This is a genomic window from Sphingomonas echinoides (assembly GCF_029623395.1).
GTDB classification, from domain to species: Bacteria; Pseudomonadota; Alphaproteobacteria; order Sphingomonadales; family Sphingomonadaceae; genus Sphingomonas; species Sphingomonas echinoides_A.
On the sequence record NZ_JAPYKK010000003.1, the window covers coordinates 143,057 to 159,860 of the forward strand.

Genomic DNA, 16,804 nt, shown 5'->3' on the forward strand with positions numbered 1-16,804 from the left:
CCGCATGAAATGAGCAGGTGGCCCATGCGGGCAACCCGGGCTGCGTCGCGATTTTCTGATGCAATTGTGAGGATGCGTCAGTCAATCCGCTTCAGACCCGTCGCATAGCGCTCCGCGTTCGACACGTAATGTCGAGCGGATACCAACAACATGGCCTTCGCCGCCGCGTCGAGTTCCCGAACCGCTCGGGCCGGACTGCCGACGATCAGGCTACCCGGCGGAAAGATCTTGCCCTCGGTGACAAGCGCGCCGGCGCCGACCAGCGAATCTTCCCCGATCACGGCATGATTGAGGATAGTCGCCCCCATGCCGACAAGCACACGATCGCCGATCGTGCAGCCATGCAGGATCGCGTGGTGGCCAATCGTGCAGTCTTCGCCGATCGAGAGGGGCGCGCCAGGATCGGAATGCCCCATCGCGCCCTCTTGCACGTTGCTGCGCGCGCCGATTGTGATCCGGGTGTTGTCGGCGCGGATTACGCTTCCAAACCACACACTTGCGTCTTCGCCGAGAACCACGTCACCGATCAGTTCGGCGCTTGGCGCGACCCAACTGTTGCTTCCCAGGGTGGGGGCTTTTCCGTCGATTTCGTACAGCGGCATGGGCCTGATCCTTAATGGTGGATCCTCTTGTTGCCATACCGGCATGGAAAGTCAGCAAGGCTTTGGGTAACGTCCCCGAATGATGTCGCAATTTCCCGTAGTTCCGTGACGTCGCCGTTGCACATTTACGTCGATGCCGACGCCTGTCCGGTGAAGGACGAAATCTACAAGGTCGCGCTGCGGCGGTCGGTGCCGGTGACCATTGTCAGTAACAGTTTGATTCGTATCCCGATTCATCCGCTCCTCGGGCGGATCGTCGTTGGGGCGGGGTTCGATGCGGCGGATGACTGGATCGCCGAGCGCGCCGGCAGCGGGTCTGTCGTCGTGACCGGTGATATCCTGCTGGCCGACCGTTGCCTCAAAGCCGGGGCTATGGTGCTGGCACCGAACGGAAAACCGTTCACCACGGCGTCGATCGGGAACGCCATCGCGGTGCGCGCGATCATGGCGGATTTGCGGGCGGGGGGCGATGCGATCGGAGGGCCGGCACCCTTTGCGAAGACCGATCGGTCGCGCTTTTTGTCAGCGTTAGACGACGTTCTGGTGCGGCTTTCGCGCCGTTAGACACACGTTTGGGAACGAAAAAGGTTCCTTCCTGTCCGGAATGTGTGCGGTTTACGCCGGGCCACGTCGTCATTGCAGCAGGGAGACCTGCCTTGCCGATCGCGACGCTTAACCTGAATCACTTGTACACCATTTCGAACGATTCGTCGAGTTCCGAGACCGAGACGCACTGGACCGTCGTCATACCGTTCTTCAACGAACGTGCGTTCATCGCGACCACGTTGGAGAGCCTCGCCACGCAGGACGTGCCGTTCGTGCTGATCCTGATCGACAACGGCTCGACCGATGGAAGCGGCTCCGCCGCCGCGGCGGCATGCCGCCGATTGGGACTTCGCTACACGCTGCTCGTCGAGCGGCAGCCGGGCAAGGTCAACGCGCTAACGACCGGGATCGCGCAGGTCGGAACCCGCTACGTCGCGACGTGCGATGCCGACACGGCGTACCCGAGCGATTATCTGCGGCAGGCGGGACGCTTGCTGGATGGTGGTGCCGTGGCGGCGGGGGCGTGCTTTGTCAGCCCCGGCGCCGACCCGCAGGAACAGGCGCGGGCCGGGCGCCGGATCGAACGCGCGGCCACCGTCTTTCCGCGCCAGTGCCACACCGGCGGTGCGGGGCAGGTCTTCCGCACCGCCGCCTTGCGGCGCGCGGGGCAGTTCGATTCGCGACGGTGGGGCTATGTGCTCGAGGATCACGAGATCATGCACCGGATCGCGCGACTGGGGGCGATTGCCTATAGCGGCGCGTTCCGGTGCACCCCGTCGCCGCGCGACCGCGACCGGGAATCGATCCGCTGGACGCTCGGCGAACGTCTCGCTTATCATCTGACTCCGGGGATCGCGCGCGACTGGTTCTTCTACTCGTTCCTGGCGCGGCGACTCGCGAGCCGCCGGCTGACCAGCGATCGAATTCGCGAACGGGCGTTCCAGACGCAGGACGGCGCGCCGCAGCAATCCGCCCACACCATCCTGCAAGAGGGGCGTCTGGCTGCCTGAACGTGCTTCGGTCGTGGCATACAAGCTTGCGAAGCGCGGAGATCACGGCTCTAGAATGGCGATAATGTCATGTGATTCTTCCATACTGTGACCGAAACCGGGTTGAAGGCGGTGTTCCTGCAGGAGCGACCGATGCTGCTGCGCTTGCTGGCAGCGCGGTTGGGCACGATGGAGGATGCCGAGGACGCGTTGCAGGACATCTGGCTCAAGCTCGATTCGCTCGATGGGAGCGAGCCGATCGGACGTCCCGTCTCGTATCTCTGTCGGATGGCATCGAACCTTGCGACCGACAGGCGCATTGCCGCGGCGCGGTCCGGCTCGCGGGAAACATCATGGCATGACGTCCAACCGGCGGCTGATGAACATCCGGATGCGGAACGCACGCTGATCGGGCGAGAGCGGTTGCGCGAGATCGAAGCGGAAATCGCGACGATGCCCGAGCGCATGAGGGTGGCGCTGCGCCTGTACCGGATTGAGGAACACCCCCAGAAGGAAATCGCCGCGCGGCTCGGAATGACGGTGAGCGGTGTCGAAAAACTGCTCCGCCGGGCGGTCAAGCAGATTTGCGATGGCCGTCGCGATGCAACGTCCGATGATAATCCGCCTTTGGAAAAGGAAACCAAGGCGGAATTGAGGCCGCTGAGTCGTCTGCAAGACGAAGGGAGTGGCCGTGAGTAGTGATGGCGCCGACAAGACCGATCAGGCGATCGACTGGCATTTGCGTCAGAACGACATGGACGACGCCGCGTGGCGGCGCTTCGTGGACTGGCTCGACGCGGATCCTGCAAACGCGGCGGCATATGATGCGGTCGCGCTCGATCTGGGCCTGATCGCCGATCATCCCGAACTGTTCCCGGTCGACGCCGCCGAAAGTGTGCCGCCCGCCGAGCGTCGCCGTGCGCGATCCTGGCTGCGGTGGGGCGTTGGCGGAGTCACGCTTGCGCTCGCTGCGAGCCTGTCGCTGGTCGTCCTCCCATCGCTTCCGAATACGGGCGCGGAACCCTATGTCGTAGCGACCAAACCCGGTGAGAAACGCGCGATCGCACTGGCCGATGGGACGCGGATTGACCTCAACGGCGCCACCCGGATCGAGCTTGATCGATCGAACCCGCGGATCGCGACGCTGGCGGCGGGGGAGGCGACCTTCCACGTCCGCCATGACGAAGACACGCCGTTCCTGCTGCGCTCGGGCCGCTTGAGCGTTCAGGACGTGGGTACGGTCTTCAACGCCGAACGCGAGGGCTACCGGCTCGATGTCCAGGTCGCCGAGGGTGCGGTGATGTTCCAGCCGCGAAAGGACAAGGTCCTGCTGCAAGCGGGGGCCGCCGTAACCGCGCGGGACGATACGGGGCATGTTGCGGTCTCGCGCGTCGATCCATCCCGCGTTGGGGGTTGGCGGACCGGAGACATCGTCTTCACCGGGGAACCGCTGTCGCGAGTGGTCAGCGTCCTGCGCCGTCTCGATGGCGTTGAAGTGGCGATCGAGCCGGTCTTGTCGCAGCGCCCCTTTACCGGCATGGTTCATCTGACGGGGGTAGCAGCGCAAGACGTGCCGCACATTGCCGCATTGATTGAGGCTGATTCGAATCACGATGGCAAGCGGTGGGTCATCTCACCCCGGTAGATTTCGGCTGTTTCGAGCATTCGCTCTTTACGGCATCGCCATGGGTATGGCCGCGCCCGCTGGAGCGCAGACCGTCCAGATCAAGCTGGGTTCAGGATCGCTTCAACAGGCATTGACCGAACTGGCCCGGCAGACCGGGGCCGATATCGTCAGTACCGAAACCGGTTTGTGGTCGTATGCTTCACGCGGCGTCTCGGGGAACATGACGACGCGTGCAGCGCTTGAGCGATTGTTGCGGGGGACGGGGTTTCACGCAGTCCCGATCGGTCGTCATGGGTTTCGGATCGTACGAAACCCCGTTTCCGCGCCCAAACCGATCGCGCCGATACGACATCAGCCTGCAAAACATCCTCCCGTGGCGAAAGCGGAGCCTGGACCGTCGTCCAGCGGCAAGGACATCATCGTAACGGCGACAAAGCAGCAGTCCCCCTTCCTGCGCTTTCCCGGCAGCGCGATCCTGATCGAGGGTTTCGCGCCAGAGAAACGGGGGCTGCGACCGATCGACATGGACGATCTCACGCGCGCGACCCCCGTGCTGCAGAACACCGAGCTTGGCGCCGGCCGAAACAAGATCTTCATTCGAGGGATTGCCGACAGCAGCTTCAACGGCGCGACCCAGTCCACCGCCAGCCAATATTTCGACGAGGTCCCGCTCGGTTTCGCGGGGCCGGAACCCGCGCTGAACCTGTACGACATGCGCAGTGTGCAAGTGCTCGAGGGACCACAAGGCACGCTGTACGGGTCGGGGGCGATCGGCGGGATCATTCGCCTGACGCCCAACCCGGTCGATCTCGACAAACCTTCTGCGGCGCTGACGGCTGGGGTTACGACGACGGACGACGGTGCCCCTGGGTTCGATCTGGCTGGAATGGTCAACATGCCCATCGCAAAGGGCCGTGGCGGCGTGCGCGTGGTCGGATATCGCCAACGGGCAGGGGGCTATATCGACGATCCAAGTCGGAATCTCTTCTCGATCAACCGGACCGATACGGTTGGTGGGCGTGTGACGGCACTTGCGGATGCTGGCGATGGCTGGATGGTGGAGTTCGGCGGGCTGTTCCAGGCGATCAACGCGGCAGATGCGCAATATGCCGAAGCCGGGGCGGGGGCACTCCAGCGCAAATCGCGCTTTGCGCAGCCGTATTCCAGCAGGATCAAGCTCGTGCGCAACGTTCTCCGCAAGCATTGGGACAACGGCCTCAATCTTGTGTCTGCTACGGGATATGTCGATGCGCAGACGGACGATACGTTCGATGCGACGCGCGCGCTCGGGAGTGTCGGGCCAGTGCTGTACCGCAATGTTCAGACCGACAAACTGTTCGTCCAGGAAACGCGGCTGACGCGCGCGCCGACGACGCGGATCGGCTGGTTGCTGGGCGTGTCCTATCTGAACGACCGCGACGTTCAGTCCCGCTCGCTCGGTCCACCAGGGCAGACCGCGACGATCATCGGGGTCACCAACCGCACGCAAAGCTATTCCGGTTTCGGTGAGGCGACGTGGCCGATCAGTCCTTCTTTCTCCTTGACGGCGGGAACGCGTTTGACCGCCGGGCGTACCGATGGCGAACCCACCGTCAGCCCGCGGAACAAGGGGTTCATCCGCGGGCGGGGGACGTTCCGAGTCGACCCTACGCTTGCACTGTCGTGGCTGGTGGCGCCGCATACCGCGGTGTTCGCGAAGGTGCAGTCCGGGTATCGGACCGGGGGGCTCGCGGTGGCGAACGGAGTCGGTCGGGTGACCGACTATCGTTCCGATTCCATCGTCGTCGGCGAAGCGGGGATAAGGCGACAACGCAGCGGAGAGACCGGCCTCGAGCTATCGAGTGCGGTTTCCTATGCACGCTGGCGTTCGATCCAGGCCGACCTCTACAGCCGGCGTGGGCAACCCTACACCGCCAATATCGGCGATGCCGACATTCTGGCGATCGAGGCGCAGGGGGACTGGGCACCGGTGCGGGCGCTGCACGCCCACTTTTCCCTGCTGTACACCTATAATCTGGTCGACGGGGCGTTGGCGCAACTGGCGCGGAGCCGGAACCGCCGGTTGCCCGAGACGCCGCCGTTCGCGGGCAATACCGGGCTATCCTATCAGTGGGCCGGTCATGGCACGCAGCGGTTCGACGTCGGGGTGGATGCGCGATACGTCGGGCGTTCCGTGCTCGGCACGGGCGACTTTCTCGAGCTGAGTCAGGGGCAGTATGCGACGGTTGGCGCGCATCTCGGCTGGCGCTGGCGTAACGTCGACATGACGCTGACCGGCGACAACCTCACGAACGTCCGCGGGAACCGGTTCGCCTTGGGCAATCCGCTCATCCTCGCCACCCGCTCGCAGACGACCCCGTTGCGACCGCGTAACCTGAGGATTGGCGCATCGATCGCGTGGTGACAGCGCCTCGGGGATGGGCCTCAGGGGGCGGATTTGGGGTCTGCGGCTTTCAGGACGGGTGCGGCCACGGTCGGGCGCGTGGCCGCAGCGGATTTGTCCTTGGGCGCCGCGTCTTTCCGACGGACGCCCGTCAACCCGTCCGATAGCATCGGGACGTGCGGCGGCAGTGCCGCCGCAGGGCTGGCCTCCTCGTCGGCCTTCAACGACTCGCTGACGATCTGCGCCGTCGTGAGGAAGGTTTGTGCCTTCATGCACTGGTTGGCCGCCGGGCGACGGAATTCGCGGCAATTCCACAAGGCCTTGTCATAGCCGCGCGAGCGATCGCGCAGGTAGCTGAAGGCCATGGACGCGATCTGGGACGGCTGAAGCGGCAGCGTTGCCGGGGTCTTGGTCGGATCAATCCAGCCCATGACCTTGCAATAGGCGCGGTCCCCGCAGGTACGGGTCGCATATTGCGCGAACCCGTCGGGCGACATCGTGTCGGGATCCAGCGTCACGAGGAAGCTTCCCGATGCGCCACTGACGGCGGGCGGGAGCGGCGTTTCCGCGGCGGTCTGATCGTACAGCGGCCCGGCGGCGCCCAGGAACGGCACACTCCCGTCGGCCGCGCCGCGATGCGCCTCCGAATAGGGCGCGAGCGCCGCGATGACGGGTTCGTCGCTCGATACGTGTCGGTTGAATGCCGGTGCGGTGCCCCACCATCCGGTCCAGCGGAAGAACAGGTGCGTATCGACCGCGGCGATCTTGTCGAGGCTGGCTTGCCAGTATGGGACGACCCAGTTGGTGTGGTAATGCGTCGCGTAGCCGACCTTGCCGAACACCGTTCCGTTCAACGCCGCCGCGGCCACGGTCCGCGCGCGGTTCCATTGCGTCTCGCTCCAGCGGTTGCGGATCAGCGCGCCGTCGCAGGCGAAGGTGAACTGGCAGCCGGTGCTGCGCTCCGAACCCTGGAAGACGACGCCGCAGATCGTCTTGGGGAACGCCGGGTGGCGGACCCGGTTGACGACCACCTGTGCGACCGCGCGCTGCCCGACGGTATCGTCGCCGGCTTCATAGAGGACCGCCGCCGCCATGCAGTCGGTCGCGCGCGCGCGTGCGGCCAGGTCGCCTGCGAGCCGGAACGGACGGGCCGCCGGGTTCGGGCCGTCGACAAAGGGAATGTCGGCATTGTAGGAGCGCGCATCCTGCGGATCGAGATCCTGGAACGCGACCGGTTCCACCGGCGGCAGCTCGGCCTTCGGGACGACGCGTTGCGGCACCGGGCGAATATGGTGGCGCCGCGGAACGGTCGGTGCGGTGCGGACGAGCAGGAGCGGAACCAGGATCGCCAGGAGAGCGATCGCGATCAGGACTGCGCGCAAGGCGAGGCTTGGCGGCGGGGAAGGACGCACGAGTTTCAGCGGATCAACAGGGGGCGCAGAGACGGGTTCACGGAAGGCTCCTGACCGAGATGGTCGGCGCCCTTAGCGCATTTATGCGGCGATGCGAAATACACGTCGCGCGCGGCCCGATCGACCGGCGCGACGTGCGTCCCGAAACGGATCAGCTCTCGGGCAGGAAGTCCGGCACCGACAGATACCGCTCGCCCGTATCGTAATTGAAGCCGAGCACCCGGACGTTATCCGGCAAGTCCGGCAGTTTCTGGAGGATCGCCGCGAGCGTCGCGCCGGAACTGATCCCGACGAGCATGCCTTCCTCGGCGGCGGCGCGGCGTGCCATGTCCTTGGCCACCGCAGCGTCGACCTTGATCGCGCCGTCGATCACCTGGGTGTGCAGGTTCGCGGGAACGAACCCGGCGCCGATGCCCTGAATCGGATGCGGGCCGGGCGTACCGCCCGAGATGACCGGCGATGCATCCGGCTCGACCGCATAGACCTTGAGGTCGGGCCATTCCTTCTTGAGCGCCTCGGCCACGCCGGTGATGTGACCGCCGGTGCCGACCCCGGTGATGATCACGTCGATCGGCGAGTCGCGGAAGTCGTTGAGGATCTCGATCGCGGTGGTGCGGACGTGGACGTCGATGTTGGCGGGGTTCTCGAACTGCTGGGGCATCCATGCGCCCGGCGTCTGCTCGACGAGCTCGAGCGCACGCTCGATCGCGCCCTTCATGCCCTTCTCGCGCGGCGTCAGGTCGAAGGTCGCACCGTAAGCGAGCATCAGGCGGCGCCGTTCGAGCGACATGCTCTCGGGCATGACGAGGACGAGTTTGTACCCCTTGACCGCCGCGACCATCGCGAGGCCGACGCCGGTGTTGCCGCTGGTCGGCTCGATGATCGTCCCGCCCGGCTGGAGATGGCCGTCGCGTTCGGCCGCTTCGACCATCGCAAGCGCGATGCGGTCCTTGATCGACCCGCCGGGGTTCGAGCGCTCGGACTTGATCCACACCTCGGCGCCGGGAAAAAGCTTCTGGATCCGGATATGCGGCGTGTTGCCGATCGTATCCAGGATTGTGTTCGCCTTCATGACTGCGCAACTCCTGCGGGGGTCTTGGTTAAAGCTATGTCGGGCTGGTCGAACGTCTTGGCAAGCCTGAGTTCGGGAAACAGCCGGACCCAGAGGATCGTCACGACGATCGCGCCGATCCCGCCGAACATCACCGCGCCGACGGGGCCAAGCAGCGCGGCGAGCAGCCCACTCTCGGCTTCGCCGAGTTCGTTCGAGGCGGAAATCGTCAGCTGCGATACCGCGCTGACGCGCCCGCGCATCGCATCCGGCGTGTGCAACTGGATCAGCGACTGGCGGACATAGACCGACACCATGTCGCCACATCCGGCCACCGCGAGCGCGGCGGCGCTGAGCCACAGGTTCCGCGAAAGCCCGAAGACGAGCACCGCTGCGCCGAAGACCATCACCGCGGCCAGCATCTTGACCCCGACGTTGCTCTTCATCGGGCGGACCGAGAAGACCAGCGCGGTGACGGTCGCGCCGGCGCCCATGCTCGCGGCCAGGATACCGAGTCCCTGCGGCCCGACATGGAGGATGTCGCGCGCAAAGACCGGCAACAGCGCGGTCGACCCCGCCAGCAGCACCGCGAACAGGTCGAGCGTGATCGTCGCCAGAACCAGCCGGTTGTGGCGGACGTAGGCGAACCCCTCGATGATTCGGTTAAGCGGGCGCTGGTCGGGTTGCGAGGGCGGCTGCGGGACCGGACCGATCAGGAACATCGCCACCAACGCTACGGTGAGCAGCGCGACGACGACCCCATAGGCGAAATCCGGATGCACCGCGAACATCAGCCCGCCAAGGCTGGGCCCGGCGATCGACCCGACTTGCCACGCGATCGAACTCACCGCGATCGCAGTCGGCAAGCTCGCGCGTGGGACGAGATTGGGCGCGAGTGCGGAATAGGCCGGTCCGGAAAAGGCGCGGACGATGCCGAACACGACTGCCGCGGTGAACAGCGCGGTCAGCGTGAGCGTATGCGTCGCGGTCAGCACGCCGAGCGTGGCGGCGGTCAGCAACATCACCGTGGTCGTCACCCGCACGATCCAGCGGCGGTCGACCGAATCGGCGACGAGACCGACCACCGGGGTGAGCAGGAACAGCGGCAGGAACTGCGCCGCGCCAATCATCCCGAGCAGGAACGCGGCTTCGCGAATCCCCATGGTGGCGCGCGCCAGACCGTACACTTGCCATCCGACGATCAGCGCCATGGCGGTGATCGCGACCGTCCCTGCGAGGCGTGACGCCCAATATGCGCGAAAATTGGGAATGCGGAACGGGTGGAGAGTCTCTGCCATTACCGCACGCCTTAGGCGCAGCCGCGCGGGGGCCGCAATCATCGACTTTCTTGCCCCGCTGAAACTTGCGTTCGTTCGGTCTGTCATCAGTGATTTGACGCCAGACATTGATATGCGCGGCGCAACGGGCCTATAGGCTCGCGACATTCCCCAGGATACGAGGTTGATCGTCCGTGGCCAAAGCCCCCGCCCTTCGTAAAGCTGAACCCCCGGTGCCGAACCGGGAGCGTCCCGATGAACCGAAGCCCTACGAGGCTTCGAAGGACGAGCTGATCGAGTTCTACAAGCAGATGTTGCTGATCCGCCGTTTCGAGGAAAAGGCGGGCCAGCTTTACGGTCTCGGTCTGATCGGCGGGTTCTGCCACCTGTACATCGGCCAGGAAGCCGTCGCGGTCGGCCTGCAATCCGCGCTGACCGAAAAGGACAGCGTCATCACCGGCTATCGCGACCACGGCCATATGCTGCTCTGCGGTATCCCGCCGCAGGACGTGATGGCGGAGCTCACCGGGCGCGCTGCCGGCATTTCGAAGGGCAAGGGCGGCTCGATGCACATGTTCTCCGTCGAACATAAGTTCTACGGCGGGCACGGCATCGTCGGCGCGCAGGTGTCGCTCGGCACCGGTCTCGGCTTCAGCCACAAGTACAAGGGCGACGGTGGCGTTTGCCTCGCGTATTTCGGCGACGGCGCGGCGAACCAGGGCCAGGTCTACGAGAGCTTCAACATGGCCGAGCTGTGGAAGCTTCCGGTCATCTACGTGATCGAAAACAACCAGTATGCGATGGGGACGAGCGTCAACCGCGCATCGGCCGAAGACCAGCTGTATCGTCGTGGCGAAAGCTTCCGCATCCCGGGTATCCAGGTCGACGGCATGGACGTGCTGGCGTGCCGTGGCGCCGCCGAGGAAGCGCTGGCCTGGGTTCGTGCCGGCAAGGGGCCGATCATCCTCGAGATGAAGACCTACCGCTATCGTGGCCACTCGATGTCCGACCCTGCGAAATATCGCAGCCGTGAGGAAGTCCAGGCGGTCCGCGACAAGTCCGATCCGATCGAGCACGTCAAGAAACTGCTCGAGGAAAAGGGCGTCACCGAAAGCGATCTCAAGGTCGTCGAGCAGCAGATCCGCAAGATCGTCAACGAGGCGGCCGATTTCGCTGAACAGACGCCCGAGCCCGATGCGGCCGAGCTCTATACCGACGTTCTGGTGGAAAAATACTGATGCCGATTGAGATCAAGATGCCCGCACTTTCCCCCACCATGGAGGAAGGCACGCTCGCCAAGTGGCTGGTCAAGGAAGGCGACGTCGTGAAGTCCGGCGACATCATGGCCGAGATCGAAACCGACAAGGCGACGATGGAATTCGAAGCGGTCGATGAAGGCACGATCGGCAAGATCCTCGTCGCCGAAGGCACCGACAACGTGAAGGTCGGCACCGTCATCGCGACGCTCGACGGCGAGGGCGAAGAGCCGTCGTCGGGCGAGCGTGCGGGCGATTCCGCCAATGCACAGCCCAAGGAAGCGCAGCCCGCCGACAAGGCGCCGCCAGCCCCCGAGAGCAACGTGCCGATGGCCGCCGAGAGCGGCACGCAGCAGCTCCACGCCGCTGCCGAGCAGAAGGCCAAGGTCAGCGACCCCGCGATCCCCGAGGGGACCGAGATGGTCAAGATCACGCTGCGCGAAGCGCTGCGCGATGCGATGGCCGAGGAAATGCGCGCTGACGAGCGCGTCTTCGTGATCGGCGAGGAAGTCGCGCAATACCAGGGCGCGTACAAGGTCACGCAGGGCTTGCTCGCCGAGTTCGGCGACAAGCGCGTGATCGATACGCCGATCACCGAATACGGCTTTGCCGGCGTCGGGGCGGGCGCGGCGATGGGCGGGCTTCGCCCGATCGTCGAGTTCATGACCTTCAACTTCGCGTTGCAGGCGATCGACCACATCATCAACTCCGCCGCCAAGACCAACTACATGTCGGGTGGCCAGATGCGCTGCCCGATCGTGTTCCGTGGGCCCAACGGTGCGGCGTCGCGCGTCGGCGCGCAGCATTCGCACAACTTCGCGGCGTGGTACGCCAGTGTTCCGGGCCTGATCGTGATCGCGCCGTATGACGCGGCGGACGCCAAGGGGCTGATGAAGGCGGCGATCCGGACCGATGACCCGGTCGTCTTCCTCGAGAACGAGCTGCTGTATGGCCGCACGTTCGAGGTGCCCAAGCTCGATGACTACGTCCTGCCGATCGGCAAGGCGCGGATCATGCGCGAGGGCAAGGACGTGACGATCGTCAGCTATTCGATCGGCGTCGGGCTCGCGCTCGAAGCGGCCGAGAAGCTGGCTGGCGAGGGTATCGATGCCGAAGTGATCGATCTGCGCACGCTGCGCCCGCTCGATACCGAGACGGTGCTGGCGAGCCTCAAGAAGACCAATCGCCTGGTCATCGCCGAGGAAAATTGGGCGACCTGCTCGATCGCTTCGGAAATCCAGGCGGTCTGTATGGAGCAGGGCTTCGACGATCTCGACGCCCCGGTGCTGCGCGTGACCAACGAAGACGTGCCGATGCCGTATGCGGCGAACCTGGAAAAGCTGATGCTCGTTACCGCCGACAAGATCGTCGCCGCGGTGAAGAAGGTGACCTACCGCGGCTGAGGCCTTGGTATAGCGGTGTGAGAAAAGGAACGGCGCGGGGGGATCTTCCTACCGCGCCGTTGCTGTGTTCCCGCGTGGGGCGTCAGCTCGTGTACAGATCACAGGTGGAGCGTTTGGCGGCGGGCGAAGGGTTGGACACGAGCGCGAACGTCCGCCGGTCCCGCACGATGAACGACGCGACCGAATGCAGCCGCTGGTTCCCGAGCAACCACGTTCCCGTGACGGGTACGTATTTGTAATTGACCTCGACGAACATCACGCCCGAGTCCTTGGGCGCGAACACCTTGCTGTCGGGATCGCCCATTCCGCCCTTGATGACGCTGCCGGGATGGCTCGCCGAATCGTCGGTTCCGTCGGTCTTGGTATTGGTCCCGGCGGTCGGATCATACGCCGCGCCGGTATCGTCCGCGGTCGAGGGCGTGGTGCCCTTGATCGTCGTCCGCCCATAGCTCGAGTCGTAGTCGGCGCCTTTCTGCAACCCCAGGCAGCGCTGCCAGTGGATCCGCTGAACGCCCCCCGATTCCTCCAGGCTCGAAACCGTGATGCGACCGTTGGTCGTCAGCTTGAGATCGTTGCTTTGCAGGCGAGTCGCCTGCAGCACGTCGTTGATATCGAATTCCCGCAGTTGCTGTTGCGCGAGCCCGTTATCGACTCCCACCCGGGACGCGTTGTCGGCAAGCGCGAGCGCGATCTGGCTGACCTTCATGTTCGCCAGCGCGAGGTTCGAAATCTCGATCCCGTACAGGCCAATGGCGAGGACGATCGGCAAGGACAGCGCGAACTCGAGCATCGCGACGCCGCGGCGATCCCCGCCCAGATGCCGCATGGTCTTGGGGCGCGCCATCAGGAGCACACCGGCGCCAATGCGGTCGCCGTTCCGGTCTGCGTCTGGTAGGGCTGGTTCTTGAGAAGCGTGCTCGCGACGATCGTTTGCGTCGTCGGCCAGCCGAACAGCCCCGAGACCGGGAAGACGCGCATGTAGGTGACCCGCATCGTGTAGACGGTCACGTCGCTCGCGCCACCCTGACCGCTGTTCCCGGATCCCGGGCTTGCGTCCCATTTACCGTTGCCGTTGATGTCGGAAAAGCATTCGGTCGATTGCCGGATACCGTCGTTATTGTCGTCGTTGAACGGTTCGGGACCCGCTTGCGCGAAACTGGTGAAGCTGGTGCGGGTCGAGCACCAGGTTCCGGCGGCCGGCGTGTCCGCACAGGATTGCGCCGTCGTGCCGATCAGTCCCGACATGACGCTCATGACGCGCTGGTCGAGCGTGCCGGTCTGATCCGCGCCACCCTGGATCGTGCCGTCGCGCGCCGCCTTCTGGACCGCGCCGTTGAGGACCGAGCGGCAATAGGTCTGGTACAACAGATCGCACAGACCCATCATCAGCATGATCATCACCGGCGCGACGAAGGTGAATTCCACCAACGTCGCGCCGCGGCGGTCGCGGATCAGCGCGCGCGGCTTCACTTGGAGACCCGCAGCATCGCGACTTGCTTCGCGATCGTCTGAAAAGCGTCATCCAGCCCCTTGTTGTTGCTGGCATAATAGGCCTGACCATCGGACGCGCAGGCGGTGAGCTGCGGGGTCAATGTCTGGCCGAACCCGATTACGAACACCTTGATGTTGCGGGCCTTCGCAGCGGCGCATTCGGCCAGGAAGCGCTGGTTGTGGTAGTTGGTATAGGTCGTCGCATTGGACGAATTGCCGTCCGTGACGCGCTTGTCGTAATATTCGATGCCGTACATGCCGTAGATCTGCTCGTTCGGCGCCATGTCGCCGTCCGTCATGAAAACGATGTACCGGTTGGGGGCGTTGCGACCCGGCCATGCCGAGGTATCCGCCTTGAAGATGCCGTTCGGGGAAATCATCCGCGTTCCCCAGATCATCCCGGTGTCGTGATACGTACCACCCTGCGGAACGAAGTCGGATGCGTTGACATAGTCGCTGATCTGCGTGCGCGAGAGCGTGTCGAGCCGCTGGACTGGCTTGCCGCAGGACACAAAGCCCGACGAGATGTTGGCGTACATGTTCAGCGCGGTGAATGGGCCAAGCTGGTTCGTGCCCGTATAGTCCCCATACGGACTGGTCGAGTTGCTGTAGCTTGGGTACGACGCCGAATCGAGGCTTGTGAACGAAGACCGGTAATAGATCACGTCCGACCACATTGGGCGCCACTTGGTGTCAGGATCGGAATTCGGAATGAAGTCCGGGTCGAGATCCTTGGGGAGGTTCTTCTGGTCGAAGGTCAGCGCGCCTGCCGTAGTGTCCCGTTCCTCCAGGCAACCCTGCCATTTGCTGGTCGCGCTCGTGATCTTGGTGGGATCGTCGGTCGTTTGACCCATGACGAGCGGTGCGACGTCCCACACTGCGTTTTCGTAGCGCCAGTTCGGTTTCTTGGGCGTGCCGGTAACGGTGCACGTGCCCAGACCATTCGATCCGCTTTGCCCGTTATTGTACGCGAAACTCGTGGTGTAGAGGGTCGCCTGGCCGTTGGTCGTGAAGCCCGTTGCGGGGCTTCGCCCGGCGTAGCCGTTGCACGTCGCGGTGGTCACGTTGTTATACGTCGCCGTCGAGTTTGAAATCGCGGTGTTATTCATGTCCCCGATCACGCGACGCGTATCGTAATTCCAGCTGTTCACCATATAGAGCGGATAGTTCGCGATCTTGGTGTACGTCGGGTCGGTCGGCGATACCGCCGAGACGGCGAAACCGGCGTTGACCGTCGACGTGTAGGTGACGAAGCCGTAGCGGATATGGGTCGTCGGATCGGCAGTTTTTGCGACGGTATCGTAGAAGTTCAGCACGGCGGTCCGCACGCCGGACAGCTTCGAGCCGGAGACTTCCTGCGCATAATATCCCGTGGTCCCGTCGGGCCGCGTGTAGGTTTTCGTCGCGGGACTGCAACCCGACGTCTGCGATGCCAGGCAGGCCATCGATCCGGTCGTGTCGAGCACGAACATCACGTCGGTGTCGGCGACGTCGTAGCGCGCTTCGCACGTGACGTTGATGGTCACCGCGCTGGTGCCGATGATCTTGGAGACGGTCATTGGAACGGTCGCGGAGGCGGTGCCGGCGACTTGATTGTCCGACGTCTTGGTCGGCGTGAAGCTCACCTTGGTGCTGCCGAAATAGCCGGGGGCGGCCGGCGAGGTCGTATCCTTCTTGAAGTTGTTTCCGAAGAACGCCTGCGCCTGCGCGACGGCTTCCGCGTTGAGCGTCGCGCTGTCGCTGTCGATCAGACCCTTTCGGCCAGCCAGCGCCCCCGCGTCACACGCTTGCTGCAAGCGGGTCTTGACGACATAGAGGCGGCTCATGTCGACGGCGGACCCCACCAACCCGGTCAGCGGGATCAGAAACATCGCCATCATGGCGAGCGTGTTGCCGCGAACGTCGCGCGCGAGCGACGACATCAGGCCACGCGCGGGCGTTTTCATCCTGGGTGCTTGCCCCGCCATGCTGCCTTCGTCCCTTGTACCTGATCACGCGTCTTGGCCTGCGGCTATGCCGCAGGAGGGGATAATCGTGGGTGAGCGAGCATGGTTAAGCCTCGGTAACCCCGTGGCATTGCAGGGGTTGGCATGAGCGTGCCCGACGATCCCGAACGTGCGCTGGCGCTCTCCTATGCGCCGGTGGGGATGCGGGGTGCGATCGAGGCGCTGCTGGCGCTGGATGCAAGGCTTGGCGGAATTCTGCGGACGACTCGCGAACCGATGGTTGGCCAGATGCGGCTGACCTGGTGGCACGAAGCCCTGTCCGCGCTCGATACCGCGCCGCCACCCGCGCAGCCGGTTCTGCAGGCGCTATCCGCCGACGTCGTCGCGCGCGGGATCAGTGGGACGGTGCTGGCCGGGATGATCGACGGCTGGGAAATGTTGCTCGAACCCGAGCTGCTCGACCGGGATATGCTCGAAAGCTATGCGAAGCACCGCGGCGGGAAGCTGTTCCTGATCGCGGGCGAACTCCTCGGGGCAGCTCCGCGGGATCCGCTCGAGCGGGCCGGGGAAGGGTGGGCACTCGCCGATCTCGCGCGGCATTCGCGCGATCCGGTCGCGGCCTCGCGAACGCGCGATCTCGCGATGACGGTCTTGTCCGATGCGATGCAGCATCGTTGGAGCCGCAATGCCCGAAGTCTCGGTGCCATGGCGTTGAGCGCGCGGTTTGATCTGGCCGGCGACGGCGTCTCGGCGCCGGTCACCTCACCCGCGCGGATCGCGCGACTGGCGTGGCATCGGCTTTCGGGGCACTAGGCTTTTCC

At 64.7% G+C, this 16,804-nt stretch carries 15 protein-coding genes; 8 read left to right on the top strand and 7 right to left on the bottom strand.

The window, feature by feature from the left end; all coding sequences use genetic code 11:
• Positions 1-77 precede the first annotated feature (77 nt).
• Positions 78-602 (bottom strand): gamma carbonic anhydrase family protein, encoded by a 525-nt coding sequence (locus tag QBJ92_RS03410; RefSeq protein WP_277968324.1) that lies wholly within the window; start codon positions 600-602, stop codon positions 78-80.
• A gap of 117 nt (positions 603-719) precedes the next feature.
• Between QBJ92_RS03410 and QBJ92_RS03415 the strand changes: the two genes are divergently transcribed.
• The 5 genes from QBJ92_RS03415 (at position 720) to QBJ92_RS03435 (ending at position 6,168) form a co-directional block, all read left to right on the top strand.
• Positions 720-1,166: a YaiI/YqxD family protein gene (locus QBJ92_RS03415; protein WP_277968325.1), complete on the top strand. Its 447-nt coding sequence runs from the start codon at positions 720-722 to the stop codon at positions 1,164-1,166.
• A 92-nt stretch (positions 1,167-1,258) separates the two neighbouring features.
• Positions 1,259-2,158 (top strand): glycosyltransferase, encoded by a 900-nt coding sequence (locus QBJ92_RS03420; RefSeq protein WP_277968280.1) that lies wholly within the window; start codon positions 1,259-1,261, stop codon positions 2,156-2,158.
• 87 nt (positions 2,159-2,245) lie between these two features.
• Entirely contained in the window at positions 2,246-2,836 is a 591-nt protein-coding gene (locus tag QBJ92_RS03425; protein WP_431358359.1) for an RNA polymerase sigma factor, read from the top strand.
• On the top strand, positions 2,829-3,782 hold the full coding sequence (locus QBJ92_RS03430; protein WP_277968281.1) for a FecR family protein: 954 nt from the start codon (positions 2,829-2,831) through the stop codon (positions 3,780-3,782). The genes QBJ92_RS03425 and QBJ92_RS03430 overlap by 8 nt, the downstream gene beginning before the upstream one ends.
• A 355-nt stretch (positions 3,783-4,137) precedes the next feature.
• A complete protein-coding gene (locus QBJ92_RS03435; protein ID WP_277968282.1) occupies positions 4,138-6,168 on the top strand; it encodes a TonB-dependent receptor in 2,031 nt (676 codons plus the stop codon).
• A 20-nt stretch (positions 6,169-6,188) separates the two neighbouring features.
• On the opposite strand, the gene QBJ92_RS03440 is transcribed toward QBJ92_RS03435, so the two are convergent.
• The 3 genes from QBJ92_RS03440 to QBJ92_RS03450 form a co-directional block, all read right to left on the bottom strand.
• Entirely contained in the window at positions 6,189-7,559 is a 1,371-nt protein-coding gene (locus QBJ92_RS03440; protein WP_277968283.1) for a cell wall hydrolase, read from the bottom strand.
• Between the two features lie 151 nt (positions 7,560-7,710).
• A complete protein-coding gene (gene cysK / locus QBJ92_RS03445) occupies positions 7,711-8,631 on the bottom strand; it encodes a cysteine synthase A (protein ID WP_277968284.1) in 921 nt (306 codons plus the stop codon).
• Entirely contained in the window at positions 8,628-9,908 is a 1,281-nt protein-coding gene (locus QBJ92_RS03450; RefSeq protein WP_277968285.1) for an MFS transporter, read from the bottom strand. The genes cysK and QBJ92_RS03450 overlap by 4 nt, the downstream gene beginning before the upstream one ends.
• Before the next feature lie 173 nt (positions 9,909-10,081).
• Between QBJ92_RS03450 and pdhA the strand changes: the two genes are divergently transcribed.
• Positions 10,082-11,125 (top strand): pyruvate dehydrogenase (acetyl-transferring) E1 component subunit alpha, encoded by a 1,044-nt coding sequence (pdhA, locus tag QBJ92_RS03455; protein WP_277968286.1) that lies wholly within the window; start codon positions 10,082-10,084, stop codon positions 11,123-11,125.
• On the top strand, positions 11,125-12,546 hold the full coding sequence (locus QBJ92_RS03460; protein ID WP_277968287.1) for a pyruvate dehydrogenase complex E1 component subunit beta: 1,422 nt from the start codon (positions 11,125-11,127) through the stop codon (positions 12,544-12,546). Before pdhA ends, QBJ92_RS03460 begins: the two co-directional genes overlap by 1 nt.
• An 82-nt stretch (positions 12,547-12,628) precedes the next feature.
• On the opposite strand, the gene QBJ92_RS03465 is transcribed toward QBJ92_RS03460, so the two are convergent.
• Genes QBJ92_RS03465 through QBJ92_RS03475 form a run of 3 tightly spaced genes read right to left on the bottom strand, consistent with a single transcriptional unit; the run spans position 12,629 to position 15,983 of the window.
• Positions 12,629-13,390, bottom strand: coding sequence for a TadE/TadG family type IV pilus assembly protein (locus QBJ92_RS03465; RefSeq protein ID WP_277968288.1), 762 nt, complete (start codon positions 13,388-13,390; stop codon positions 12,629-12,631).
• Entirely contained in the window at positions 13,390-14,016 is a 627-nt protein-coding gene (locus QBJ92_RS03470; RefSeq protein WP_277968289.1) for a TadE/TadG family type IV pilus assembly protein, read from the bottom strand. Before QBJ92_RS03470 ends, QBJ92_RS03465 begins: the two co-directional genes overlap by 1 nt.
• Positions 14,013-15,983 carry a TadE/TadG family type IV pilus assembly protein gene (locus QBJ92_RS03475; RefSeq protein ID WP_277968290.1) on the bottom strand — a complete coding sequence of 657 codons (1,971 nt, stop codon included), beginning with the start codon at positions 15,981-15,983 and terminating at the stop codon, positions 14,013-14,015. The genes QBJ92_RS03470 and QBJ92_RS03475 overlap by 4 nt, the downstream gene beginning before the upstream one ends.
• Before the next feature lie 144 nt (positions 15,984-16,127).
• Between QBJ92_RS03475 and QBJ92_RS03480 the strand changes: the two genes are divergently transcribed.
• The gene (locus QBJ92_RS03480; RefSeq protein WP_277968291.1) at positions 16,128-16,796 is read left to right on the top strand and encodes a squalene/phytoene synthase family protein; all 669 of its coding nucleotides are present in this window, start codon (positions 16,128-16,130) and stop codon (positions 16,794-16,796) included.
• Positions 16,797-16,804: the final 8 nt, after the last annotated feature.

What these genes read in the sequence shown, in the direction of transcription:
- QBJ92_RS03410 (WP_277968324.1), bottom strand. Translation starts at nt 602, where the DNA reads ATGCCGCTGTACGAAATCGACGGAAAAGCCCCCACCCTGGGAAGCAAC.
- cysK (WP_277968284.1), bottom strand. Translation starts at nt 8,631, where the DNA reads ATGAAGGCGAACACAATCCTGGATACGATCGGCAACACGCCGCATATC.
- QBJ92_RS03450 (WP_277968285.1), bottom strand. Translation starts at nt 9,908, where the DNA reads ATGGCAGAGACTCTCCACCCGTTCCGCATTCCCAATTTTCGCGCATAT.
- QBJ92_RS03460 (WP_277968287.1), top strand. Translation starts at nt 11,125, where the DNA reads ATGCCGATTGAGATCAAGATGCCCGCACTTTCCCCCACCATGGAGGAA.
- QBJ92_RS03465 (WP_277968288.1), bottom strand. Translation starts at nt 13,390, where the DNA reads ATGGCGCGCCCCAAGACCATGCGGCATCTGGGCGGGGATCGCCGCGGC.
- QBJ92_RS03475 (WP_277968290.1), bottom strand. Translation starts at nt 15,983, where the DNA reads ATGAAAACGCCCGCGCGTGGCCTGATGTCGTCGCTCGCGCGCGACGTT.
- QBJ92_RS03480 (WP_277968291.1), top strand. Translation starts at nt 16,128, where the DNA reads ATGAGCGTGCCCGACGATCCCGAACGTGCGCTGGCGCTCTCCTATGCG.